At 70.0% G+C, this 24220-nt stretch carries 29 protein-coding genes and 1 tRNA gene; 21 read left to right on the top strand and 9 right to left on the bottom strand.

Translation table 11 applies throughout. The features are described from left to right. Positions 1–87: 87 nt before the first annotated feature. From BHU15_RS00555 to BHU15_RS00510, 10 genes are all read left to right on the top strand, one after another. The gene (locus BHU15_RS00555) at positions 88–3411 is read left to right on the top strand and encodes a hypothetical protein (protein WP_069625325.1); all 3324 of its coding nucleotides are present in this window, start codon (positions 88–90) and stop codon (positions 3409–3411) included. After that, a complete protein-coding gene (locus tag BHU15_RS00550) occupies positions 3411–6731 on the top strand; it encodes a hypothetical protein (protein ID WP_069625324.1) in 3321 nt (1106 codons plus the stop codon). The genes BHU15_RS00555 and BHU15_RS00550 overlap by 1 nt, the downstream gene beginning before the upstream one ends. Positions 6732–6741: 10 nt before the next feature. Beyond that, positions 6742–7179 (top strand): hypothetical protein, encoded by a 438-nt coding sequence (locus BHU15_RS00545; RefSeq protein ID WP_069625323.1) that lies wholly within the window; start codon positions 6742–6744, stop codon positions 7177–7179. Positions 7180–7275: 96 nt separating this feature from the next. Further along, on the top strand, positions 7276–7839 hold the full coding sequence (locus BHU15_RS00540) for a hypothetical protein (RefSeq protein ID WP_141726737.1): 564 nt from the start codon (positions 7276–7278) through the stop codon (positions 7837–7839). 1 nt (position 7840) lies between these two features. After that, positions 7841–8722 carry a hypothetical protein gene (locus tag BHU15_RS00535; protein WP_069625321.1) on the top strand — a complete coding sequence of 294 codons (882 nt, stop codon included), beginning with the start codon at positions 7841–7843 and terminating at the stop codon, positions 8720–8722. A gap of 11 nt (positions 8723–8733) precedes the next feature. Further along, the gene (locus BHU15_RS00530) at positions 8734–8970 is read left to right on the top strand and encodes a hypothetical protein (protein ID WP_079127784.1); all 237 of its coding nucleotides are present in this window, start codon (positions 8734–8736) and stop codon (positions 8968–8970) included. 15 nt (positions 8971–8985) lie between these two features. After that, positions 8986–9372, top strand: a complete 387-nt coding sequence (locus BHU15_RS00525; RefSeq protein ID WP_069625320.1) for a hypothetical protein — start codon at positions 8986–8988, stop codon at positions 9370–9372. A 32-nt stretch (positions 9373–9404) separates the two neighbouring features. Beyond that, on the top strand, positions 9405–9752 hold the full coding sequence (locus BHU15_RS00520; RefSeq protein WP_069625319.1) for a hypothetical protein: 348 nt from the start codon (positions 9405–9407) through the stop codon (positions 9750–9752). An 8-nt stretch (positions 9753–9760) separates the two neighbouring features. Further along, positions 9761–10375, top strand: a complete 615-nt coding sequence (locus BHU15_RS00515) for a collagen-like domain-containing protein (RefSeq protein ID WP_069625318.1) — start codon at positions 9761–9763, stop codon at positions 10373–10375. 83 nt (positions 10376–10458) lie between these two features. After that, the gene (locus BHU15_RS00510; RefSeq protein WP_141726736.1) at positions 10459–10869 is read left to right on the top strand and encodes a DUF732 domain-containing protein; all 411 of its coding nucleotides are present in this window, start codon (positions 10459–10461) and stop codon (positions 10867–10869) included. A 64-nt stretch (positions 10870–10933) separates the two neighbouring features. On the opposite strand, the gene BHU15_RS00505 is transcribed toward BHU15_RS00510, so the two are convergent. After that, complete coding sequence (locus tag BHU15_RS00505; protein WP_069625316.1) at positions 10934–11329, bottom strand: hypothetical protein; 396 nt, start codon at positions 11327–11329, stop codon at positions 10934–10936. Further along, positions 11326–11577 carry a hypothetical protein gene (locus tag BHU15_RS00500; RefSeq protein WP_069625315.1) on the bottom strand — a complete coding sequence of 84 codons (252 nt, stop codon included), beginning with the start codon at positions 11575–11577 and terminating at the stop codon, positions 11326–11328. Before BHU15_RS00500 ends, BHU15_RS00505 begins: the two co-directional genes overlap by 4 nt. A 100-nt stretch (positions 11578–11677) precedes the next feature. Here BHU15_RS00500 and BHU15_RS00495 point away from each other — a divergent pair, with 100 nt between their 5' ends. Beyond that, complete coding sequence (locus BHU15_RS00495) at positions 11678–12079, top strand: WYL domain-containing protein (protein ID WP_171908283.1); 402 nt, start codon at positions 11678–11680, stop codon at positions 12077–12079. A 38-nt stretch (positions 12080–12117) separates the two neighbouring features. Here BHU15_RS00495 and BHU15_RS00490 read toward each other — a convergent pair whose 3' ends face one another. Further along, positions 12118–13284 carry a helix-turn-helix domain-containing protein gene (locus tag BHU15_RS00490; RefSeq protein ID WP_079127776.1) on the bottom strand — a complete coding sequence of 389 codons (1167 nt, stop codon included), beginning with the start codon at positions 13282–13284 and terminating at the stop codon, positions 12118–12120. Between the two features lie 163 nt (positions 13285–13447). Between BHU15_RS00490 and BHU15_RS00485 the strand changes: the two genes are divergently transcribed. From BHU15_RS00485 to BHU15_RS39910, 5 genes are all read left to right on the top strand, one after another. Continuing rightward, positions 13448–13678, top strand: a complete 231-nt coding sequence (locus tag BHU15_RS00485) for a hypothetical protein (RefSeq protein ID WP_069625312.1) — start codon at positions 13448–13450, stop codon at positions 13676–13678. Next, positions 13675–13854: a hypothetical protein gene (locus BHU15_RS00480; RefSeq protein ID WP_069625311.1), complete on the top strand. Its 180-nt coding sequence runs from the start codon at positions 13675–13677 to the stop codon at positions 13852–13854. Before BHU15_RS00485 ends, BHU15_RS00480 begins: the two co-directional genes overlap by 4 nt. After that, positions 13854–14036, top strand: a complete 183-nt coding sequence (locus BHU15_RS00475; RefSeq protein WP_069625310.1) for a hypothetical protein — start codon at positions 13854–13856, stop codon at positions 14034–14036. The genes BHU15_RS00480 and BHU15_RS00475 overlap by 1 nt, the downstream gene beginning before the upstream one ends. 97 nt (positions 14037–14133) lie before the next feature. Next, positions 14134–14625: a glycine-rich domain-containing protein gene (locus tag BHU15_RS00470; protein WP_107422737.1), complete on the top strand. Its 492-nt coding sequence runs from the start codon at positions 14134–14136 to the stop codon at positions 14623–14625. Positions 14626–14689: 64 nt separating this feature from the next. Then, entirely contained in the window at positions 14690–14863 is a 174-nt protein-coding gene (locus tag BHU15_RS39910; RefSeq protein WP_171908282.1) for a hypothetical protein, read from the top strand. 42 nt (positions 14864–14905) lie between these two features. On the opposite strand, the gene BHU15_RS00465 is transcribed toward BHU15_RS39910, so the two are convergent. Continuing rightward, positions 14906–15142, bottom strand: coding sequence for a helix-turn-helix domain-containing protein (locus tag BHU15_RS00465; RefSeq protein WP_069625309.1), 237 nt, complete (start codon positions 15140–15142; stop codon positions 14906–14908). Between the two features lie 524 nt (positions 15143–15666). Then, a tRNA-Val gene (locus tag BHU15_RS00460) sits at positions 15667–15741 on the bottom strand. 189 nt (positions 15742–15930) lie between these two features. On the opposite strand from BHU15_RS00460, the gene BHU15_RS00455 reads away from it, so the two are divergent. From BHU15_RS00455 to BHU15_RS00440, 4 genes are all read left to right on the top strand, one after another. Then, on the top strand, positions 15931–16725 hold the full coding sequence (locus BHU15_RS00455) for a DUF4097 family beta strand repeat-containing protein (protein WP_069625308.1): 795 nt from the start codon (positions 15931–15933) through the stop codon (positions 16723–16725). Between the two features lie 73 nt (positions 16726–16798). Continuing rightward, positions 16799–18163, top strand: a complete 1365-nt coding sequence (locus tag BHU15_RS00450; protein ID WP_069625307.1) for a coiled-coil domain-containing protein — start codon at positions 16799–16801, stop codon at positions 18161–18163. Between the two features lie 88 nt (positions 18164–18251). After that, the gene (locus BHU15_RS00445; RefSeq protein WP_079127774.1) at positions 18252–18884 is read left to right on the top strand and encodes a DUF4383 domain-containing protein; all 633 of its coding nucleotides are present in this window, start codon (positions 18252–18254) and stop codon (positions 18882–18884) included. 9 nt (positions 18885–18893) lie between these two features. Beyond that, entirely contained in the window at positions 18894–19115 is a 222-nt protein-coding gene (locus BHU15_RS00440) for an FmdB family zinc ribbon protein (protein ID WP_031231787.1), read from the top strand. 17 nt (positions 19116–19132) lie between these two features. Here the strand turns inward: BHU15_RS00440 and BHU15_RS00435 are convergent, their stop codons facing one another. Beyond that, positions 19133–19777 (bottom strand): response regulator transcription factor, encoded by a 645-nt coding sequence (locus BHU15_RS00435; RefSeq protein WP_069625306.1) that lies wholly within the window; start codon positions 19775–19777, stop codon positions 19133–19135. Beyond that, positions 19768–20907 carry a sensor histidine kinase gene (locus BHU15_RS00430; RefSeq protein ID WP_107422735.1) on the bottom strand — a complete coding sequence of 380 codons (1140 nt, stop codon included), beginning with the start codon at positions 20905–20907 and terminating at the stop codon, positions 19768–19770. Before BHU15_RS00430 ends, BHU15_RS00435 begins: the two co-directional genes overlap by 10 nt. Positions 20908–21016: 109 nt before the next feature. Here BHU15_RS00430 and BHU15_RS00425 point away from each other — a divergent pair, with 109 nt between their 5' ends. Next, positions 21017–21643, top strand: coding sequence for a DedA family protein (locus BHU15_RS00425; RefSeq protein WP_069625304.1), 627 nt, complete (start codon positions 21017–21019; stop codon positions 21641–21643). Here BHU15_RS00425 and BHU15_RS00420 read toward each other — a convergent pair. Together BHU15_RS00420 and BHU15_RS00415 are read right to left on the bottom strand one after the other, a co-directional pair. Beyond that, positions 21612–22445, bottom strand: coding sequence for an HAD family hydrolase (locus BHU15_RS00420; RefSeq protein ID WP_069625303.1), 834 nt, complete (start codon positions 22443–22445; stop codon positions 21612–21614). The two genes, BHU15_RS00425 and BHU15_RS00420, sit on opposite strands and share 32 nt — an antisense overlap. Beyond that, the coding region (locus tag BHU15_RS00415) for a cysteine protease StiP domain-containing protein (protein ID WP_069625302.1) at positions 22442–24220 on the bottom strand (1779 nt) is incomplete at its 5' end. The genes BHU15_RS00420 and BHU15_RS00415, both read right to left, overlap by 4 nt.

The raw sequence follows: 24220 nt of genomic DNA, 5'->3' as shown, positions 1-24220 counted from the left end.
TGCCCAGCCAACTGCTGGCCGAAGACGCCTCCCTGTGGCGCCTCCTGAAGATCGTGCAACGCGGAACCCCGGAAGGAGGTGGTGACCATGGGCAATGACATTTCGATCAGCGTCCGCGTCAACAACCAGTCCGGCACGGGCCTGGCCGGGGTCACCACCGCCCTCCGCAACCTCAAGGACAAGGCCAAGGACGCCGACCGGGCGGTCACCAGCCTCCGTACGACCCTGGCCCGGAACCTCTCGGCGGCCGTCACCCTCGACGACCGGACCGGGACAGGCGCCACCGCCGTCAAGGCGGCCATCGCCGGGCTGAAGCGGCTCAGCCCAGTCGAGCTGGACGCCACCCTGAACGACCGCACCGGCCCCGGCACGACTGCGATCCGTACCGCGATTACACGCCTCCGCGCCCTCAGCCCCGTACGCCTCGAAGCCAACTTCAGCGGGTCCACCGGCGAAATCACCGCAGCGGCCACCGCGATGCGGAACCTCAAGACCGCCGCCGGCGCGGCCGGAACCGCCCTCGGCGCGCTCACCCCGAAGGCCACGGCGACGGCTGCCGCGCTGACGGTGCTGAAGAACGCCGCACAGGAGGCGTCGAACGCGCTCCGCACATTGCGCGGCCGGGCTGCGGCGGCGGCTGCGGCGATGGCCGAACTGCGGGCCAGCACCATGCTCGCGTCCAACGGGCTCCGGTCCTTCAACACCCGTGCGGCGGCGGCCGATGGTCGCCTCGGAGACCTGTCGACCCGCACCCGCTCGCTCCGTAGCGACATGGACGACCTCGACACGTCACTGACACGTGTAGGCGGACGCATGGGCGCCCTCCGCGGATCCCTCGGAACCCTTGGGTCCTCCGCAGGCGGCGCGGCCGACGGCACCCGCGGCCTGATGATGGCCGCGATCGCCCTCGCCCCCGCGCTGCTCCCGATCGCCGCAGCCACCGTTCCGATCATCGGCGCCGTCGGCGCTGCTGCTGTCGGCGTGACCGCGTTCGCGCTGGCGCTCGCACCGCAGGCCAAGGCCATGGCCGACGCCAGCAAGGCGAGCACGGAGTACACCGAGGCCCTCCGTAAGAACGGCGCCGGGTCCAAGGAGGCGCTTACCGCCGAGAAGGCGATGACCGACTCCCTGGCCAAGCTGCCCCCGGCGACACGCGAGGCCGCAGCGGCGCTGTCGGTGGTGAAGGAGGAGTACGTCGGCTGGGGCGAGGCGCTGGCTGGCGACACCATGCCCATCGCGACGAAGAGCTTCAGCACGTTCACGGGGCTGATCGAGGGCATGACGCCGGTCGTCAAGTCGTCCGCCGTCGAGCTGGACCGAATGATGACGGTCCTGGCCGGCGGAACCCAGACCAAGGGCTTCGAGCAGTTCATGGACAAGATGGCCGACTGGGCTGGCGGTGCGCTGCGGTCGGCGACGAACGGGATCATCACCTTCTCCCGCGCCCTGTCGTCGGGTACCGGGTCGGGGCCGATCTCGGAGTTCATGCAGTACGCGAAGGAGAACGGACCGCTCGTTGGCGAGACGCTGCGGAATCTGGGCGAGGCCCTGGGGCGGTTGATCAACGCGGCGTCTGAGGTCGGCGTAGGGATGCTCCAGGTGATCAACGCGTTCGCCGCGCTGGTCGCGTCGCTGCCGACCGAGCTGATCACGACGCTGATGCAGATGGCGATCGCGTTCAAGGCCGTGAAGATGGCGGCGGCGGGGATGGCGGCGGTAGGTGTCGCACTGGCGGCGGTGCGCGCGCAGGCGGTCCTCGCGGGTACGGCGGCGATCGGCGCGTCCGGTGGTGTCGCGACACTGACGGCCGCGTTCATGGCGCTGTCGCGCGGCGCGAAGGTCGCGGTGGCGGCGACGGGGATCGGCCTGCTCGCGGTCGCGTTGATCGAGCTGTCGAGCATCGGCGCCAAGGCGCCGCCGAACGTCGACAAACTGTCCAGCAGCCTGGCCAAGTTGGGGCAGACAGGCAAGGCGTCGGGCGAGGCGTCGCGCGTGTTCGGCAAGGATCTGGACGGGCTGTACAAGTCGGTCCGGTCGCTGACCGATCCAAGCACGGCCGACGGCGTGCAGCAGTTCCTCGTCGGCTGGACCGGGTTCGACTCCACCCCGGTGAAGGAAGCCAAGGAGAACTTCAACGCGATCGACGACGCGCTCGCCGACCTCGTAAAGGGCGGCAAGGCGGACCTCGCGGCAGCTGCGCTGGAGCGGTTGAAGGCGTCGTACAAGAAGGGCGGCGGCGATGTCTCCGACTTCACGGGGAAGCTCAACGACTACAAGGACGCACTGGCGGACGCGAAGTTCGAGCAGCAGCTCGCGGCCGACGCGCAGGGGCTGTTCGGCCAGGCGGCGCTGAAGACACAGGAGAAGCTAGAAGCACAGAAGGCCAGCGCGGACGGGCTGCGGCAGAGCATCCAGGCGTTGAACGACGTCAACAGGGCAGCGTCGGGCGCGATGAATGCGTTCGAGGCGTCGATCGACAACGGGATGAAGGCCGCTGCTGAGAACGCCGGCGGGTTGAAGGGCGCGTTCGACAAGGTCACCGGGACGCTCGACTTGAACACCGAGGCCGCGAGGAACGGCGAGTCCGCACTGCGGGACCTCGGCGCGACAACGGACGCGGCCACCGCAGCAGCGCGGGACAACGGGGCGTCGTGGGACCAGGTCCAGGCGACGTACGAGCGGGGCCGGGCCAACTTCATCAAGATGGCTCAGACGATGGGCCTGACCCGCGAGGAGGCGGGGCTCCTCGCGGAGAAGATGTTGGACATGCCCGACAAGGAAGTCTTCTTCAAGGGCACGATCTCCGACCTCGACGCGAAGATCAAAACCGCGCAGGCGAAGGTCGACGCGCTGAAGCAGAAGAGCCCCGCACAACTCCGGGCTAACGGTGGGCAGCTCGCGAAGGAGAAGGCCGCCGCCCAGAAGCGGTTGGACGCGCTGAAGCAGAAGAAGGCCGCCGCGATCAGGGCCAGCAACCAGACCGGTCCCGGCGTCTCCGCTGCCAAGAAGTCCATCGCCAGCGTCAAGGGCAAGACGGTGAGCGTCATGGTCCAGTACCGCTCCGACACCTCAGGGGTGTCCGACTTCGCGAAGAGCATCGGCGGCTTCGCTCACGGCGGTGTCGTCGGCGCGGCCGGCGGTGGCCCGCGGTCCCGGTTCACGATGGTCGGCGAGCAGGGCCCGGAGCTGGTGGACCTCGCGCCCGGTTCGCGGGTGCGGTCGAATCCGGACACGAAGCGCATGCTCACCGGCGGCCACGCCACGGCGAGCGGCGGCGCGCAGCCGATGGTGGTGCACCTGCACGTCGGCGCCAAGGAGATCGCGCAGGTCCTCATCGACCCGCTGCGCAAGGAGATCCGCACGCAGGGCGGCAACGTCCAGGCCGTCCTCGGACAGCGGGGGGCGAACTGATGGCGTTTCCCCAGACTGCGCTGCCGATCCAGGTCGACCTCCAGATCGACGGAGCGTGGACGGATTACACGTCGGACGTGTACTCGCGCGGCGACATCGTCATCACCCGGGGCCGGACCGAGGAAGCACAGGCCGTGAACCCCGGCCGGTGCACCTTCCAGCTCAACAACCGCGACAGCAAGTTCAGCCCCAGAAACCCGCTGTCGCCGCTGTACGGGAAGATCGGCCAGAACACCCCCGTGCGGGTCAGCGTCCACACGGGCACCCCCTACCTGGAGACCCCCGGTGCTCCAGGCGACGCAGCGACCACCCCGGACGTCGCGGCGCTCGACATCACCGGTGACACGGACGTACGCGTCGACGTGCGGCTGTTCGACTGGGAGGCCACGACCCCGGCCGAGCTGTGCTCCAAGTGGAGCCTGTTGACCGGCCAGCGGTCGTGGCTGCTGTTCATCTACCAGCGCCGGATCTGGCTGTACACGACGTCCGACGGGGCCACGCCCCTGATGCACAGCTCGACGTCCAAGCTCGACGTACCGCGCGACGGGCGCCTCGCCGTACGCGCCGCGATCGACGTCAACAACGGGGCGTCCGGCAGGACGATCACCTTCTACACAGCGCCGTCGATCGGCGGCACGTGGACCCAGCTCGGCAACCCGGTCGTCGTCGCGGGCACCACCAGCATCTTCAACAGCACCAGCCCGGTGACGGTCGGCGACGGCTCGGGCGGATTCTTCTCCCCGGCGGCCGAGTTCTTCGGCTTCGAGCTGCGCTCCGGCATCGGCGGCACCGTGGTCGCGAACCCCAACTTCACCACGCAGGCCGTCGGCGCGACCAGCTTCGCCGACGCGGCCGGCCGCTCGTGGTCCATGTCCGGGGGCGCGGCCATCACCAACCGGCAAACGAGGTTCGCCGGGGAGATCCCTGACTGGCCCGTCGAGTCCGACACTTCCGGGCAGGACGTGTACATCACCGTCGAGGCGGCGGGGATCCTGCGCCGCCTCGGGCAGGGCCGGCCTGCGCTCGACTCCACCCTGCGGCGCCGTATCCCCAGCTTCTCCCCGGTGGCTTACTGGCCCATGGAGGACGGGCCCGTGTCCACCCAGAGCTACTCGCCGATCCCCGGTGTGCTGCCCATGCGCCTCACCGGTTTCGTGTACGGCTCCGACGACTCGCTGCCCGGATCATCGGCCCTTCCTGCGGCCGGGGCGTCGGCGACCCTGATCGCCGGGGTGCCGCCGACGACGCCGGGTGAGTGGCAAGTCGAGTGCGTGTACAACCTGGACGAGATGCCGGCGACGCTGAGCGAACTGCTGCTCGTACGGACCACCGGGACAGCGAGCCGCATCCGGGTGCGGATCTCCCCCAACCACGTGGACATCCAGGGCCTGGACCCGGCCGGTGATGAAGTGTTCGTGGCGAACTCGACGGCCCCGGACTTCACCGGGGCGTGGACACGCCTCCAGATCAAGACACAGACGTCCGGCGGCACCGTGACTGCGACGGTCCGGTGGATCACTATCGGCGGTAACGGGCTCGCCACCAACGCCACGTACTCCGGCACTGCCGGGTACGTCACCCAAGTCTCCGGCACGTACGGAGCGACCTTGGAGGGGCTCCGTCTCGGGCATCTCGCCGTTCTGACACCCCAGTCCGATGCCCCGTTCTCCGGCGCCGACCAGGGCTTCAACGGGGAAACCGCAGGGCTGCGAATGCAGCGCCTGGGGACGGAGGAAGCCACGCCCGTGGCGGCGCGCGGTCTGACCGGCGCGCAGTCCCGGCTCGGGCCGCAGCGCCCGGAAGTCCTTGTCGCGCTCCTCCAGGAAGCAGCGGATTCGGATCACGGGATCCTGCACGAGGCGCGGGAGCGGATCGGGCTCCAGTATCTGGGGCGCGGCGTTCTGGAAAACCAGAGCCCGACGGCGGTCCTGGCGTACGACACGGACCTGATGCCCGGCCTGATGCCTGCTGCTGACGGTCTGGCGTCGGCGAACGACGTGACCGTCACGAGGGACGGCGGGAGCAGCGGCCGGGCGGTGCTGGAGGAGGGGCGCCTGTCCGTCCTGGCGCCACCGGCGGGGATCGGCCCGTACCCGGACAGCGTCAGCCTGTCGCTGCACCAGGACGCGCAGGCAGTGCTCCATGCGGGCTGGCTGATGCACCTGGGCACGGTGGACGAGGCCCGGTACCCGGTCGTGAATGTGGCGCTGCACCGCAATCCGGAGCTGACCTCGCAGGTCATGGCCCTGGACTCGGGGGCGCGGATGCAGATCACCGGCCCGCCGGCCCGGTTCCAGCCGGACACTATCGACCTGCTGGTGCAGGGCTACACGGAGACCCTGTCGCAGTACACATGGGCGTTCGCGTTCAACTGCACCCCCGCCAGCCCGTACACGGTGGGGGTGGTGGATGACCCGGACGTGTCCCGCGCGGACACAGACGGATCGTCGCTGGTGACGGACCTGACGAGCACTGCGACCACGGCATGGGTTCTGACTGACCGGGCCACCGAGTACCCGCGGTGGGTCGACTCCGCCGGGTACGCCTCCCATTTCCCGTTCGACGTGAGCATGGGCGGGGAGGTCGTCACAACAACGGGGATCCTCAACTGCGCTGACACCTTCAACCGCACAGTCGCGGCAGGCAGTTGGGGCACCTCATCGTCCGGCCTGGTGTGGCAGACGGCGGGGGGCCTCGCGTCCGACCGGTCCGTCAACGGGAGCCGCGGCGTCATCACCCTCGCCGCGAACGTGTCGACGGTCCGCCTCCAGGAACTGCTGTCCGCCGCCGTCGGCAACTGCGAGGTACGCGTACGCCTGTCCGTCTCGGCGGTCGCGACCGGCGCGTCGCTCGTGCCCGGGGTCATGCTCCGGTGCGCCACCGCGGGGGACTACTACCGGGCCCGGGTGCACTTCGGCACCGGCGGCAGCATGTTTGCGTCCGTCACCCGGGACACCACCCAGATCGGTGCCTCCCCGAGTCTCCCCTACACCTACGCGGCGAACGATGAGTTCGAGGTGCGAGTGCGGCTCATCGGCCACACCGTGCAGATTCGCGTCTGGCCCGTCGGCGCCACCGAGCCCGATGTGTGGCACCACACCGAGACCGTGGTCACCAACACGATCGCTACCGGGACGGTCGGCCTGGTGGGGTCCGCGTTCGCCGGGATGACGCTCGTCAACGCCCAACTGCGCTATGACCAGTTCGAGGTCATCACGCCGCAGCGGTTCACCCTGACCCGCTCCGTCAACGGCATCACCAAGCCCCAGACCGCCGGGACGGATCTCCGTCTCACCCAGCCCACCATCACCGCCCTGTAAGGAGGACCAGATGCCGCTTCTCGCGGGTGAACGTCTCACCGCGGCCAAGCTCAACCGCCTGCAACCGACGACGTACGACGCCGTCGCAAGCTCCGCCCTGACGGGGCCGCAGACCAACACGGACGTCCCCGGCGCCACCATCACCCTCATCACGGAAACGGACAACGCGATCGCCACCGTGGACGCCACGTTCGACTTCGACCCCACGGGCGCCGTGGGCGGCCTGTCCTCCGGGCGCCTCTGGGTCGACGGGGTAGCGGTCGGCTTGTTTGCCGTGTTCCAGGCGGGCCCTGGTGTTTCCGGCGACCGCGGCACGCACTCGCAGAGCTACCGCGTCAGCCTCGGCACGGCCGGGTCCCACACGCTGAAGCTCGCCACGACGCTGGCGACCGGCGTCAACCTCAACCTGTACACCGGGCTGGTCGTCACGATCTACGAGGTGGTCTGAGTGGGCGGGTGGGTGGCGGGAGCGCTCCGCAATTCGGGTTCCGGCTGGGCGGTGATCGAGGATGCCGGGCATGAGCCGACGGGCATCACTGGGGTCGTGACCCACGCGGATCACATCGAACTCCAGCACGCGGTGGGTGGCGCGCGGGTGTCGTTCATGCAGATCGGTGTCGATGAGACGTACGCCGCGCTGGGGCTGCGGTGCGGCGCGTCCGTCGGCATCGACATCAGCAAGATCTATCTGTACGACGAGCCCGCCGACCGGATCGGCGACTACGTGTACTACGCGTCCGGGGCCTGGCACTCGGAGAACGGCGTGTTCGGCGGGTTCACCTTCGCGGGCGGCCTGTTGACGATGACCCACGAGGACATGGGCACCGGCGGCGAGGTGGCCCTCGCGAACCGCGGCAACCTCCTCGCGCAGGTGGGGGCGTTGACCGCGACGACGACTCAGCTGGGGTTCTACAGCGGGGCGTACGGGTCGCTGGCCGCTGCTCCGTCGCCGCTCACGAGCATGCGGGTGTACGTGACCCGGTTCGGCCGGCGTGTGGTGCCTCCGGTGTCCCCGGCATCGGTCTCGTCGTCGTCGGGGAACTTGTGGGTCCGCGGCCGGATCATTCCAGCGCCCGTGCCTGCGGGCTGTACAGCAGAGGAGTCCTGATATGGCCAAGACCGGACCGCAGAAGTACCCGGGCGCGTCGACGGCGTACTTCTACCAGAGCAAGTTCGGCGGCTCGGCGATGGAGTCGAACGTCGGCGTCATGCACACCACGGAGGGCAGGACCCTCCCGTCGTACGGCGGGGGCGGCTCGGCCCCGAACTTCACCGCGCTGCCGGACATCAAGGCGAAGAAGCTGAAGTGGTACCAGCACTTCGACTTCGACGTGTCCTCCCGCGCGCTCGTCAACAAGGCGGGCGGCGTCGACACGAACACCGCGAACGCCGTGCAGGTGGAGCTGGTCGGCACGTGCGACGAGCGCCATACCGCCACCTGGGACGGCAAGCGCGCCGGAGTGGACTACATCTTCTGGCCCGCCGCCCCTGACTGGGCGCTGGCCGAGCTGGCGAAGTTCGTGAAGTGGGCGAACGAGGAGCACGGCGTCCGCCTGGCCTCCACCGTCACCTGGAAGCCCTACAAGAAGGGTCAGGTCGGCGGCAGTTACGGCGCCAACGGGGTTCGGCTCACGGGCTCCCAGTGGGGCGCTTACTACGGGTGGCTCGGCCACCAGCACGTCCCCGAAAACGACCACGGCGACCCCGGCGATCTGGACTTCGCCCGGGTGCTCGCGCACGCGAAAGGCACCAACCCCCCTGAGGAGGAAGACGTGGCACTCAGTAGCTCAGACATCGAGAAGGTCGCAGACGCAGTCGTCGCCCGGATGATGACCAAGGACGTGTGGCCGGCGCCGAAGGACGCGTCCGACTACGAGCCCACCGGGCCCAACTCGACATGGTCCGGGCGGACACTCTTCAACCGCCTGCTGTCGGACCTCTCGTATTCCCGCACCAGTCTCGCCGCGATCCGCAAGAAGCTCGGCGCGTGATCGTGAGCCGCGTGCCTGATCTTCCGCATCTCTTCCATCTCCAGCGTGACGTGGACGTCACCGGAGCGTCCGGCACCGGGCGCGTCGCCGATGGCGTGCTCTGGCCAGACGGCGCGGTCACGCTCCGCTGGCGCGGGCCCCGCGCCTCCACCGTCCACTGGGACCGCATCGAAGACGCCGAGGCCATCCACGGTCACGGCGGCCACACCACCATCGTCTGGGACGACCCCCAGCCCACCACCACCTGAACGGACACCACCACCATGAAGATCTTCGGCAGAGAGCCCGTCTACGTCCTCGCGTTCATCGCCATCACCCTCAAACTCAGCGCCGCCTACGGCCTCGACGTCACCGGAGAAGAGCAGGGCGCCATCATGGCCGTCCTCTCCCTCATCGTCGCCGTCGCCACCGCCATCGTCCTGCGCACCGGCGCCGTCGCCGCGTCGATCGTGAACCTCGCGCAGGGCGTCCTCGCCCTCTTCCTCGCCTTCGGGCTGAACATGTCCGCCGAGACGCAGTCGCTGTGGATGCTCGCCGTGGAAGGCGCCGTGGCGCTGCTGATCCACCGCGAGGTGACGGCCCCGGTGTCGTCGCACCGGCTGGAGCAGTCGAGCCCGGTGAACCGGCCGGCCGAGCCTGCCAGCGCCTGACCTGAATCTGATCGACCAGCGAGGAGCCGCACGTGCCTGAAGACCCGACTCTCGGCGAGGTGATGCGCCGCCTGGAAGACGTGCGCGCGGATCTGAAGGAGGACTTCCGGGAGCTGGGCACACGCCTCGACAGCAAGGTGTCGATGGAGCGGTACTCACTGGAGCAGCAGGCCCGCGACGAAGCGCTCCGGCAGATCGTCGAGCGCGTCAAGGCGATCGAGAGCGCCCGCGATCAGGAGGACAGGGACCGGCGGGAGGCCGAGCAGAAGGCAGCCGACCGGCGCGCGGCCGACCGCCGGATCTTGTTCTCCGCGCTGATCGCCCCGGTGCTGATGCTGCTCCTCACTCTCTACCTTTCCGCCCAGGGGGCTACGGCATGAGGCGCCACATGAGCACGACGACCCGCCGCCGACGGGCGGACTTGGGCTTCGCGCTGCTGTTCGTGCTCGTCCTCGGCGGGTTCGCGGCGATCGTGATCCTGGTGCAGGGGCTGTCGGGTGATCTGCGTACGGCGAACGCCGCGCGGGATCAGCTCGCGGCGCAGGTGCAGCGCCTCGGTGCGAAGCCCGTCGCAGGGCCACCGGGAAGCCGGGGCGAGCCTGGTGTGGGCGCGGCCGGGCCGCGCGGTCCTGCCGGGGAGCAGGGCGTCCAGGGGCCAACTGGGCCGACCGGACCGGAGGGTGACCCCGGTGTCGACGGGGAGGACGGCACTGGCAAGCCTGGGGAGCCGGGAACTCCCGGCCAGGACGGGGCGACGGTGGTGGGCGAGCCTGGCCCCGCCGGGCCGCAGGGTGCACCGGGCCCCGCCGGGCCTCCCGGTGCGGACGGCGCGAACGGCAAGGACGGGCGCGACGGCCAGACGTGCCCAGCCGGCTACTCGCTCCAGCCCCCGCTCGACGACCCTGACGCGCTGGTGTGCCGGCGGGACAGTGCGCCGGGCCCGGGGCCGTCGCCGGGGCCGTCGTCGGTGGCGATGGATCCGTTCCGCCGCCAGTACCCGTAAGGGTCACTCTTTCGTCACATGGCTTCCACGAAATGCTCACGGGCCGGATGATGCTCCTCACGATCCGCGCCCTTGGGGGGACCATGCGTACAACCACCGCCGCGATAGCGGCCGTTCTGCTGCTCGGCGCGCTCACCGCCTGCTCCGACGACGGGGGCGACGACGCGAAACCGCCTGCCGAGTCGTCCGCGCCGGCACCGGACCCGGACACCGAGTTCCTGGCCGCCGTGGAAGCTGCCGCGTTTGCGAGCTGGGAGGACACCGGGCCGACGGATGACGAGCTGGTGACGTTCCCTCCATTGTGGTGCGGCGAGCTGGAGGCGGGGCACAGCGTGGCGTACCTGCTGGACGATCCGACGTACTACCCGATCGGGCAGGACTGGGGTACAGCGAAGCCGGATGCGCAGGAGCTGATCGTGCTGGGTACGGAGTCGTACTGTCCGGAGATGAGGGATCAGGTGGTGGAGGAGTTGCGGGCAACCGGGGCGTACTGACCTGGTGGCCGCTCACGATTCAGCCCCCGCCCGAGGTTAGGTGGGGGCTTCGTCGCGTTCGGGGTCAGGCGCTGGTTGGGACTCTCCAGCAGCCGTCCGTGCAACGCTCCCCGTTGTGCGGGTAGCCCTGCTGGTCGAAGTCGCCGAACTCCGCTGCTCGCATTGCGGCCAGGCACCACTCGCCCTTCGGCGTCAGCCACGCACCACGCAGGCTCGAACCGTGCTCGATGAGTTCGGCCCGCTCCATTGCCCCGAGGACGATGTGGCTGGCGCCGGGGATGTTCCCGGTCAGCGCTTCGGCGGTCTGCCACCGGCCTTCCTCGTAGAGGGGTGCGAGGCCGAGAAGGTCTCGGACGAGGTCGTAGGTCGCTTCGGGGTTGCCGCAGCCGCAGAGGCCGAGGCCCTGGGCGTTGTCGTAGAAGACGACGTAGAGGTGTTCGAGAGTGTGCTCGTCGCTCACAGCGTGGGCTCCTTCTTGGGCCGGCCGCCTTTGCGCGCGCGGCGCGCGGCCAACTCCTGGTCAGCGGCGGCGAGGTCGGCGCGGTCTTGCGCGTCGCCGTGCTGTTCGACCATGGCGCGCACGTAGTCGAGGAGGTCGGCGCTGCGGTCGGTGTCGAGCCGGGCTGTGACCCGTCCGTAGGCGTCCCAGAGGCCGCGGGGGATGCGGAACTTGGTGCTGAAGGTGTGATCGGTCGGGTCGGCTGCCATGCGTTCCATGTTCCCACACGGATTCCCCGCCGCAACCTCTTGTGTACCCACACGGTTCATGACTACTGTGTGGGTACACGGTAACGGCAAAGGGGACACCATGAAGGCCACGGCGAAGCAGACCACCACCAAGACCCTCGCCGACCTCTACACCGCCGCCGACCGCCAGCACCCCGTCACCATCACCTACACCAAGGCCGACGGCACCGAGACCCTCCGCACCATCGAGATCTACGACATCCACACCACGAAGGCCGGAGACATCGTCCTCAAGGCCATGGACCGCGAGACCGGCGAGTCCCGCACCTGGCGCCTCGACCGCATCAGCGCGTACACGGTCCACCGCACCGCCTACCTGGTGCCCCGCCCGGCCGCCGCCGACGGACAGCCCCGCGTCGCCGCCCCCGCCGCGCGTGTGCCGGCCGCCGTGATCGGCCGGGAGATCGCCCGGGATGACGCCGCGTACTACGGCGACGGCTACGCCATCCTCACCGCCGCCTGAACAGCGCTGCGCCCCCTCCTGCCTTCGAGCGTTCGGGGTCAAGCAGCGCCGTCGAGGACCGCCCGCACCTCGGGGACGCCGTCGTACTCTCGCAGCCGGTCCAGCACGGCGCTGACGCGCGCCGCCGTACGGTCGCTCGCCACGTCGGCCGCCATCGAGATGACGCGCTGCGCCGTCGCGGCGGCCTCTTCCGGCTCGTTGGCGTCCGCGTAGGCCACCGCCAGCCACGACAGGTACAAGGCCAACTCGCGTGCCCTGGTGGCGTCGTACCGAGCCAGCACCTCGGTCAGGATCGGAACTGCCCGAAGCGGGCGGTGCAGCTCGGTGTAGACCCGCGCTTCCATGATGGTGAGTTCGTCCTGCGAGACCCAGTACAGAAACGGCGGGTTGTCGCCGTGATCCTGCCCCAACGCATCGCGCGCCTCACCGAGTGCGCGGATCGCTGGCTTCGCCTCGTTGGCCTGCGTGTGCGCCCATGCCACACGGTCCCAGTGCAGGGCCCGCGCCTTTGGCGGGGCATCGTCCGACAGGCCCGCCCGCGCCAGCTCGACAGCCTTGTCCGCCTGCCCGTTGTTGGCCCACATGTAGGCCAGCGACCCCGACAGGTTGCCCACGCCGGTTACGTCTTCGGCTTGCTGCGCGGCGCTCAGGCCGAGTCGGTAGATGCGCTCTGCTTCGTCCTGCTGGCCGGCGTCCGCCGCGATCCATCCGGCGATCTGGGCGAGTTCGCCGATCTGTGCGAGCAGCGCGCGCCCGATCTCCTCGGTGTGGGCGCCTTCGCGGTAGAGCTTGACTGCGGACCGCAGCTCCCGCAGGGCCGGGGCGATGAGGTCGCCCCCTGCCATGACGTCGTCGGCCAGGCGCAGGCCGTGGATCCTGCCGGCGAGGTCGGTGACGTCGACCGTCCCGACGCGTCTGCCCTGTCGGGTCTTCAGCGGGGCGAGCGGGTCGCCTTCGGGTAGGAAGTCGGCCACCGTGGCGGGCTGTTCTTTCTGCGGTGCCAGGGCTGCCTCGAACTCGGCGAGCGGTACCCCGAGGGCCAGGGCGAGCGCGGGCAACCAGTCGCGCGGCGTGCGTTTCCCCGCCTCGTACCGGTAGACGTCCTGCCGGGTGAGGGATTCCGGGGGCAGTCCCGCCGCGCGGCACATCTCGGCGGCCAGGCGGGGCTGGCTCCACCCCTTGGCCTGCCTCAGCCGCTTGATCATGTGGGCCACAGTCTCACCGCGCATACGGCCAGTGTGGGCTACACCGGGCCTACGCGGGGCCGCTGTGCACGAACGCGTGGTGACGGAAACGTGGCGGAACGTAGGTCCCCGCGACCGCGTCACCGGTCCGGGGTATGGCCGACGCTCAGCAGGGAGCCCCGACATGGCAGACGATAAGCCACCGCCGCACGCCTCGCAGGAACGCGAACAGGACACCGCCGCAGCCGATCTGACCGCTGCATACACAGCGGCGCACCGGGCGTTCATGGACCACGTGAAGGACTGCTACGCCTGCCGCCGCCGGGGCATCGACTGCTACGACGTCGGCGCCCTTAAGGCCCGGCTGCACGAGACGCGGTCGGCGAGCATCGCCGCACGGACGGCAGCCCCGTGACCGGGCGCGGCGCCCCCAGCGCACCCCCGGACCCGCGCGATCCCGACTGGTACAACCGAGGCCCGTACTGGCCGGGCGAGCGCCTGCGCCCCCTTGTCCTCGGGCCGGCCGACTACGAGCTGCTGGCCGCGAACGCACAAGCTGTCGCCCGCCTGGCGTCGGGAGCGCGCCCGTGATGTGCATCAGCGGAACCCACGACTTCCCAAGCGAGGACGACGAGGGCGCGTACTGCCCCGAGCACGGAGTCACGCTGCTGTTCCACGGCCTGCCGATCACGCCCGAAGACCTCGGCCACGTCTACCCGTCGCGGCCTGCCCGGTACGAACTCCTGCCCGCCGACGGCGCGCGCCCCCACTGACCCCCGCCCTGGCCGACGACTCCGGCCAGGAAACCCCGACCAGGGCGGTACCCACCCATCCATCACAGAGAGGCAGGACCCCTTGAGTATCACCGTCATGGCGCCCGTGGCGCGAGACGTTCGCGACTTGCTGACCGCCGAGGAGTTGGCGGCCGTCACCACCACCGTGCAGCTCAGCAACCCCGGCACGGCCGTCGAGCTGGCGGAGCGCATCGTGCTGGAGGCCGTGAAGTTCGAAGCCGCGTGCGCCGCGTCCCCGACCCTGCGCCTGACGCCTAGCCGCGTCGTGGACGAGGGATGGCACGCCCTGATCCTCCACACCCGCGTGAAGGCCAACCTCGCGTCCAGGCTCGGCTACTTCGTGCACCACGTCCCCGAGGCGCCGGACCCAGGCCGACGCGATGTGGACGCCCTTCTCCTCACGCAGACCGCCATCGAGGGTGCCGGATACGTACCCGACCCGAAGCTGTGGGCAGGCCCCACCGACACGACCATCCCCGTGGCCGCATCGTGCCAGCACTCACCAGGCGGCCCCGAGGGCAGTTGCACCGGCAGCGGTGAAGGTGACGGGCCGAGCGGACCGAACTGACCGTTCCGATTACGTCGTTGCCCGGCGTCCGTACCGTCGTTGGGAAACCGAGAGAGGTGATCCGATGGAGTGGACAGACCCGCGGTACGTGACCGTGGCCGCCCGGTACCAGGCGGAGAAGGCGGCAGCGCCCGCGCCACGGAAGCGGCACGGGCTGATGAAAGACCGGCCGTACGGGGACCCGTTCGTGGTGTTCGTGGACCCGGCGACGATGACGCCGGTCACCGTGCCCCGCTGAAGACTGCCCCGGCCGGTGTCTCCCCCGTCGCTGGCCGGGGCTCTACTCCTCGCGGACCAGTTCGGACAGCGGCACGCTGAGGGCGTCGGCGACGCCGAGGAGCACGTCGAGCGTCGGGGATGCCTGGCCGCGTTCGATCCGCCCGTAGTTGTCGAGGCTGATGCCCACGCGCTCGGCGACGGTCATCTGGCTGAAGCCCGCACGGCGGCGGGCGGTGCGGATCTGCTCGCCGATGGCGCGGCGCCTCGGTAGGCGGTCGGGTCGCGGCGGTGCAGGCACCTGCCCACCGTTGCGAGTCCATGATCAAATGTATGCACTGTTAACAGTGCACTTCCCAATCGGTGCATCCAGCACCCATCCTCGAACTGCCGCCGACACAGGCGGCACAGGAGCGACCATCCGGCGTACGCGTGTCCACCGGATCCGGTCGTTAGGCGCCATGACTCCGTCAAGGTGCCCCGCCCCGCGCCCATCCAGGTGCGGGGCGGTCTACTTTGGGCATCAGAAAGCCCCCGCAGATCTCGCGGGGGCTTTCGCCTGCGGCGCCGGCCTCCCCGCCGGGCGTCCGCAGAATGCGGGAGGCGCGTGTCAGGCGTGTGCGGGGAGACACACCTGCCCCTCCCATGCACAGCACTCTACGTGCGTCACGCCGCTGGTCCACTCCCCCGAACGGGTGAGCTGAATATCTCCCAACAGGCCGATTCTCAGGGGGATGTGGCATCCATGTGGCATCGATCATGGAAACGGCCCTCCAGCCGAACACGACCGGAGGGCCGAAGGGGCCACTCACCTGCTACTTACCCTGGTGGGCGCGGACGGTTTCGAACCGCCGACATCTGCTTTGTAAGAGCAGCGCTCTACCCCTGAGCTACGCACCCTTGGATGAGGCAACAGCGTACATGGAGCACGGCCCCCGCCCACAAACGCCTTCACGGAGCGGGCGGCCCGTCCGGGGCGCCGGGGGGATATCCCCACCACGGAGACGGTGGCCGACCGGATCGTTCCGGGGCGGTCCGATTCGTACGGTGGAGGCACATCCGCAGGACCATCTTGGGGGACCGATCACCGTGGACACACGCCGCACGCACCACACCCGCCGCACCCGGCGCGCCCGTACGCTCGTCGCCGCCTCGGGGGCCGTGCTCGCCGTGGTCGCCGTCGGTGGGTGCGGGAGCGCCGACGCCGGCGAGGCGCCCGTCGAGAAGCGGTCGTTCGCCTTCAGTGGGAAGACGCTGACCATCGCGTCGGGGAACTCCTCGATCGACCTGGTGCCCGCGGACGTGAAGGACATCGAGGTGACGCGCCAGGTCGACGGCTGGGTGCTGTTCGGCTCGGGGCCCGACGCCGTCTGGAAGCTGGACGAGGACACCCTCACGCTCAAGGTGAAGTGCGAGGCCGTCGTCAACAACTGCGAGTCCCGGCACAAGGTGAAGGTGCCGCGCGGGATGGCCGTGACGGTGGAGAACGACAACGGCAGCGTGCGCGCCGAAGGCTTCGACACCGACCTGCGCCTGCGCTCCGACAACGGCTCCGTCCAGGTACGCGACTCCAGCGGCAAGCTCGACCTGTTCAGCGACAACGGCAAGGTGACGACCGACGGCATCTCGTCCAAGTCGGTGCACGCCCGGTCGGACAACGGCGCGGTACGGCTGAAGCTGACCTCCGTACCGGACACGGTGGACACCTTCAGTAACAACGGGTCCGTCACGATCGACCTGCCGGCGTCCGGCGCCACCTACGCCGTGACCGCCAAGAGCCGCAACGGGAGCGTCGACGTGGACGTGCCCACGGACGGGAAAAGCGGGCATGTGGTGAAGGCCCGTAGTGACAACGGCAAAGTCACAGTCCGAAGCGCGAACTAACCGACCCGTGTGTTCGTCCCTTCCTGGTGGGAGAATGTAGTCGGCAGGGGCGTAATCGGCACGGGAGAGGGATGTGACGGCGACACACGCGCAGCCGCACGCACGAGCGAGGGCGGGTGGCGTCCGTGATGTCCTCACCCTGATGCTGCTGCCGGTGCCGTTGATCGCCGCGACCCTGCCGGGGGCCTTCGCCGGCGGGGGTACGCGGCGCTGGTTCGGCGGGCGCGGCGAGAATCAGCGGGCCGACGCGCAGGCCGCCAAGGACGCCGCCGCCGCCGCTTTCTACGAGCTGGACACCGCCCAGCGCGACCTGCGCATCTCGATAGAGACGATCACCGCGGTCGACAGTTCGCCGGGCGCGCGGCGGGTCGTGGACGAGTTCGCCAGGCTGGGTTCGCGGATCGACGAGGCCAGCAGCGGCTACATCAACGCCGTCGACGCCCATGATCTCGACCGCGACGACCTGGAGCCGTCCGTGGCCTCCACGGCCCGTACGGAGCTGACGCGGGCCAAGGACGAGCTGGTACGGGTCAAGGGCGAGCTGGACCGCTTCGAGCGCGGGCTCGGCCCGCTGCTCGACAAGGCGGAGACACAGCTGGCACGGCTGGCACCCGCCGTGGAGCGGGCCCGGCAGACGCTGCTCGCCGCGAGCAACGCCCTGGACGCGGTCCGTGGCTCCGGGCTGCGGGCCGACGACCTCGCGGCGCGCCTCGCCACGCTCGGACCGGAGCTGACCAAGCTCAACCAGGGCGCGGGGCAGCACGGCGTGGCCGAGACCCTTCAGCGCGCCGACCGGGTGCTGCGGGACGCCGAGGCCGTACGGGCCGAGGCCGAGCGGCTGCCGGAGCGCGCGGCGGAGATCGACCGGCGGCTGGTGTCGCTGCGTACGCGCGCGCAGGCCCTGACGACGCGCGCGGGCTCCGTGGAGCCCGTCCTGAGCGAGCTGCGGCGCCGCTTCAGCGCCGCCTGCTGGCAGGACCTCCAGCCCGTGCCCGGTCAGGCGGAGACCTCCGTGCACCAGGCGGAGGAGAAGCTGAAGGAGGCCGCCAAGGCGCGCGATGAGCAGCGCTGGCCCGACGCGACAGCCCTGCTCAGCACCGTCCGGGCGCTGCTGAACTCCACCGACGAGGCCGTGTCCGCCGCAGGCGACCGGCTGCAGCGGCTCAACGCCGTCTCCAAGGACCCGCAGCAGGAGATCGACCGGACGCGGTTCGCCGTACGGGACGCGCAGCGCCTCGCGATGGCGGGCCGCAACACGCCCGACCCCCGGCACGCGCGCCCCCTGGACGACGCCGTGGCACGGCTGGACCGGGCCGTGGCGGGGCTGGAGGGCCGGCATCCCGACTGGTGGCACTTCCTGACGGAGACGGACGCCGTACGCAACACGGCGGCCCGTGTCGTCGGCGAGATCCGGGACGAGCGCGGCGCGGGAGCCTGACGTCCGTCCGACTTGTCCCCCGGTCGTGCCGGACGGATCCTTGAGGTACGTACCCAGGCCACAGGCACGCACGGCTGAAGGGGGCCTCATGTCCGGTCAAGGGACCATTTCCCGCCCCGTAGGGCAACGGCAGGGCCGGCGACGGCGGCGGGTCAGGCTCGACGAGCACCTGCCCGTCGACCACACCCTGATTCGCGTGTACCGGATCGGTGCGGGGCTGATCGGTCTGGTGCTGCTCGTGTTCGGCATCCTCGGGCTGGTCAATCAGATCGGTGTCTTCGGCACCGGCAGCCACACCACGGCCGGTCTGAACACCAACGGCGCGCTGAGCGTGCTGTCCATCTGCGTCGGCGTCCTGCTGTTCATCGGCATGCTCATCGGCAAGAACTTCGCGTCGACGCTGAACATGATCCTCGGCGTGCTCTTCATCCTCAGCGGCTTCGTCAATCTCGCGCTGATCGACAGTAGTTTCAACCCCCTCAACTTCCGCATCCAGAACGTGCTGTTCAGCTTCGTGGTCGGTCTGCTGCTCATGTTCTTCGGCATGTACGGGAGAGTCAGCGGCAGCCTGCCGCACGACAACCCCTACTGGCGGGCCCGCCATCCCCGGCAGGTGGAGGACGAGCGGCGTGACCGGGCCGCCGCCGAGCAGCGCGCGGCCCACGCCCACCGTGCCGTGACCTCCCAGCACCGGCAGGGCGCGCACCGGACGGCCGGATAGCCTGGCCCCATGCCTCGCTACGAGTACCGCTGCCGCCCCTGCGACACCACCTTCGAACTCAGCCGTCCCATGGCGGAGTCGTCGGCCGCGGCCACCTGCCCGGCCGGCCACCAGGACACCGTGAAGCTGCTGTCCACCGTCGCGGTGGGCGGCTCCGCGAAGGGCTCACCGGCCCCCGCCCCCTCGGCGGGCGGCGGAGGCGGCTGCTGCGGCGGGGGCTGCTGCTCCTAGGGCCCCCGGCCCCCGCGTCAGGTGTTCAGGTAGCGCAGGATGGCGAGGACCCGGCGGCTGTAGCCGCCGGTGCCGCTGATCTCCAGCTTCTCGAAGATCGCGTTGCAGTGTTTCTCGACGGCGCTGACCGAGATGTGCAGGCGCCGCGCGATGGCCGTGTTGGTGTGCCCCTGGGCCATCTCGGCGAGCACCTCCCGCTCACGCTCGGTGAGCCGGGACAGCGGGTCCGTACGGTTGGAGCGGGCCAGCAACTGCCGCACGACCTCCGGGTCGAAGGCCGCCCGGCCCTGTGCCACCCTCTCCAACGCGTCGAGGAACTCGTCCACTTGGACCACCCGGTCCTTGAGCAGATACCCCACTCCCCCCGAATCGGCGCTCAGCAACTCCCCCGCGTACCGCTTCTCCACGTACTGGGAGAGGACCAGCACCCCCACCGCGGGCCACCGTTCGCGGATCTCCAGCGCCGCCCGAAGCCCCTCGTCGGTGTGTGAGGGCGGCATCCGTACATCCGCCACCACCACATCGGGCTGGTCATGGGCGACGACGGCCAGCAGCGCGCCGGCGTCGGCGACCGCGTCCATCACCTCGTGCCCCTCCTCCGAGAGCAGCCGCACCAGGCCCTCCCTCAGCAGCGTCGAATCCTCGGCCAGAACTACTCGCATGGAATCTCCGCGGTGATGGTGGTGGGGCCGCCGGGCGGACTGTCGATCCGCAGGAGCCCGTCGAGGGCGTCGACACGACGGGCCAGCCCGAACAGACCGCTGCCCGACAGATCGGCGCCGCCCTTGCCGTCGTCCGTCACTCGTATTCGCAGGGTGCGGGTGTCTTCGACAACTCTCACCTCGATACTCGTCGCCCCTGAGTGCTTGACCGCGTTGGTGACGCTCTCGGACACCACGAAGTACGCCACGGTCGCCGCCGCCTTCGGCGGTTCGCCGCCCAGCCGGCAGCGCAGCCGCACCGGCAGCGGCGACCGCTCGGCCACCGTCTCCAGCGCCGCCCGGAGGCCCGCCTCGTCCAGCACCGTCGGATAGACACGCCAGGCCACCTCCCGCAGTTCGTTCAGAGCGTTGCTGCTGTGTTCGTGCGCCTGCCGCAGCAGTTCGTCCGCGTGCCGCGCGTCACCGCTGCGCCGGGCCCGGCCCAGCAGCATCCCGAGAGCCACAAGTTGCTGTTGCACCCCGTCGTGCAGATCCCGCTCGATACGACGGCGCTCGTCATGCACCACGTCCACCACTCCCGCCCGGCTGACGGCGAGCTGTTCTATACGTTGCTCCAACGCCTCCTGCCGGCTCGGCCCCAGGAAGTGCCTGGCCAACTGCCCTTCGAGGGAGGCGACCACGAAGAACCCCTGCACACAGAGGAACAGCAGGAACAGACCGCCGAAGGTGGCCAGCGCGAGCGTGCCCGGATGGTTGAGATCCGTGATCGCCCAGGCGTAGACGAAAAAGGTGCCGTACCCGGCGCTGATCGCCGCGGTCCCCACCATCACGGCCCCGAACAGTCCGAGCGCCCAGCGCGCCGCGAGATAGAGCAGAGCTCCGGCCGGCTCGTAACTCGCCGAGACCCGCTCGTCGAGCAGCGTGCGAAGCCGGTGCCGCTCCAGATCGACCAGTCTTCGCGCACAGGCCGTCACCGGTCGCATGACCGCGCGCCGCCCGCGCGGCCACGCCCGCACGAGGAGCAGAGCCACGCCCACGACCAGCGAGAAGAGCAGCTCGAACACGGCCGTGCCGCTTCCGATGACGAGTCCGACCCCGAGTCGCGCCACTCGACGCACCACTGTGTTCACGATCAATAACGCTAGCGGGGGACATGTGCCCGCACACTGCGGGAAACCTCAGTAATCCATACGGTCCGCCTCAATGTGCTTGCCTGAGCAGGCCTCTAGCGTGGGAGTCATGATCGGAAACAGCCCGGAGCAATGGGTCAACAGCTTGATGGGCGCGCTCGGAGCACCGGGCGCGGGCATAGCCATCGCCCTGGAGAATCTGTTTCCTCCCCTGCCCAGCGAGGTGATCCTGCCGCTGGCCGGATTCGCGGCCAGCACCGGCAAGATAAGTCTGACAGCGGCGGTGTTGTGGACGACCGCGGGCTCGGTCGTGGGCGCGCTCGCGCTGTACGGGCTGGGGATGTGGCTCGGACGGGAGAGGACCATCGCTCTCGCGTCCAAGGTGCCGCTGGTGAAGACCAGGGACATCGAGCGGACCGAGGCGTGGTTCAACCGGCACGGGGCGAAGGCTGTCTTCTTCGGCCGGATGATCCCCCTGTTCCGCAGCCTGATCTCCGTGCCCGCGGGCGTCGAGAGAATGCCGCTGCCCCTCTTCCTCGGTCTGACCACACTCGGCAGCGCGATCTGGAACACCGCGTTCATCATGGCCGGCTATGCGCTCGGCGCGAACTGGAAGGAGGTGAGCGGCTATGTCTCGACGTATTCGAAGCTGGTCCTGGGTATCGCGCTTCTCGCGCTTCTGGTCCTGGTGGTCAGGCGGGTGGTCAGGTCGCGTAAGGAGAAGCGGCGCGACTGAGCCGCCGCAGGATCTCCTCCCCCGCGGCGACGCCGGTCTCCGTCAGCGTCTCCACGTGCGGGGCACTCCAGCCGGTGTCGGCCAACTCGCCGTGGCCGGGCCGCCAGCCACGGTCGGCGGCCAGCAGCAGATCGGCGTCGAGGAGCGAGTCCCCGGCAGCCAGGGTCAGTTCGGCTCCGGTCCGCCGGGCGACCTCACGCATGGCGGCGCTCTTGGTCAGCGGTCGCGGTACGGCGTAGATCTTCCGGCCCTGGAGGGAGACCGTCCAGCCACGTCGGCCGGCCCACTCGGAGAGTTCCTTCACCCAGCCCTCGGGCAGCAGCGCACGGTCGACCACGAGATACGCGAACAGGTCCTCGGCGATGCGCTCCTTGAGCAGCCACGCGGGGTCGGCGGCGGCGAGAAGGTGCTCCCTGACTTCCTTGAGCGGGGCGCAGCTCTCGGCGAGACGCTCCCTCACCTGGGTCTGCCAGTCGGGGTCGGACTCGCCGTCGACCAGAAGATGACCACCGTTGGCACAGATCGCGAACCGAGGGGCGGGGCCCGGCAGATGGATACGGAAGTACTGCTCGCGGGTGCGGGTCGTGGTGGGTACGAAGACCGAGCCAGCGGCGAGATCTTCGAGCAGCCCGGCGGCGGTCTCCGTCATGTACGACAGGGGCCGGCGCTCGTAGATCTCGACGCAGAGCAGACGGGGTGCCTCGGCGTCAGGCATGGCCAGCTGGAGCGCGGCGGCCGAATAGATGAGGGTGCGGTCGAGGTCGCTGGCGACCAGTGCCGCCGGGGAGGTGGAGGCGTTCACGAGGTGGCCACCGCCGTGCCGTCCGCGCCCGTGGCGCCACGGGTGTAGCGCGGGTGGATCAACCCGACGCAGGTGTAGGGAAGTCCGTCGACTTCCTCCACCGGTACGCCGCGCTGCTCGGCGAGCAGCCGGACGTGGTCGAGGTCGGTTCCCGCTCCGCGCTTGGCGAGGATCTTCCAGGGGACGCGGCGCAGCAGGACGCGGGTGGTCTCGCCGACACCGGGCTTGACGAGGTTCACGTCGTGGATGCCGTACTCCTCACTGATCCGCTCGACGGCGGCCCAGCCTTCCCAGGTGGGTGCGCGGTCGGTGGACAGAAGTTCCTTGACGTCGGTGTCCACCGCGTCGGTGACGTCGGCGAAGCGGGCGGCGACGGTGTCCAGGAAGTAGCCGGACACATCGGCGTCGGCGAGTTCGCGGTAGTGCTTGGCTCCGTGGAAGTCCTCGGGTCCGACGAGGTCGGCGCGCAGGACGGTGCGGGAGATGAGTCCGGAGACGGTGGAGTTGAGACAGGCGGAAGGGATGAGGAAGTCCTCACGGGTGCCGTAGGTCCGTACGCAGCCGCCGGGGTCGGCGAGTACCGCGATCTCGGGGTGGAAGTCGGCGAACTCGGCCAGTGCGTCGGCCAGTTCGCGGGTGATGGCGCCCTTACCGGTCCAGCCGTCGACGAAGACGATGTCGGCGGGGTTGTGGTGGGCGGCGAGCCAGCGGATGGCGTTGGTGTCGATGCCTCGGCCGCGCACGATGGAGATGGCGTAGTGCTTGAGGTCCAGACCGTGCCGGTGCATGGCCCAGCGGCGCATCAGGACACCCACGGGTGTGCCAGCCCGGGCGAGTGAGACCAGGACGGGCCGGGCCTGGGTGGCTTCCCGGGAGGCGGGGTCGTCGTAGCGCCGCGGGTGCTCGGCCAGCACGGTCTCGGTGACGGTCCCGACGGCACGGGCGATTCGGGCCGCGGAGGTGCCGAGGGCGGAGCGGAAGAGTTCCTGGTACTCGGGGCTGGGCTGGTACTCGACGGGCAGCGACTCCGCATAGTGGGCGCCGCCGCTCTGTATCGCCTCTTCGCGCTCCTCCGTCGGGGCTTCCAGTTCCACGTCGGAGAGGTCCTGGAGGAGCCAGCCGACGTCGTCGGGGGCGTACGAGGAGAAGGCGGGGCCACGGAGAGGGGCGGGCAGCATGGAGGGTTCCTGCCGGTCGGCGACGTGCGAGGGAGAGGGGAGGTACGAGGGGACGACGGCGAGCACGACACGCGGCACATGCGCGGCGAGCTGGGCGAGCAGGCCGCCCGGGGCATGCAGTTCCGGGGAGTCCGCCAGGGAGTCGACGACCGCGACGACGGCGTCGAAGCCGCCGCCGGCGACGTTGTAGGCGTACCGGTCGCCGGTGCCTTCGCCGGCCGGGAAAGCGGCGGTGTCGTGGGCCGGGAAGACGAGTCGGCTGCGTATCGCGTAGCCGGGGTCGTCCACGGCGAGGACAGGTGAGCGGGTCGTGGTCGAGTAGCGGACCTCGATGCCGGTGACGGACCGCTCCAGCTCCAGTGCGAGGCGCAGGGGCGCGTACATCAGCTCCTCGAAGCCGAGGACGAGGACGCGTCGGGCGTCGCCGAGCTCCTGGGCGAGCGCGTCGGCCATGCCGGGTGCGGCGGCCTCCAGGCGTGCGCGGTGGGCCGGTGTGAAGCCGTGCCGCCCGCCGTCGGGCAGCCCGTCGGGCCAGCCGAGCGACACACGCACGATGCCATTGCGTGTCGCATCGGGGCGCGAGGTGGGGGTGGGGAG

It is taken from the genome of Streptomyces niveus, from assembly GCF_001723055.1.
Lineage (GTDB): Bacteria > Actinomycetota > Actinomycetes > Streptomycetales > Streptomycetaceae > Streptomyces > Streptomyces niveus.
Note: the sequence above shows the minus strand (reverse complement) of the source record. Positions and strands in the feature narration are given on the sequence as shown.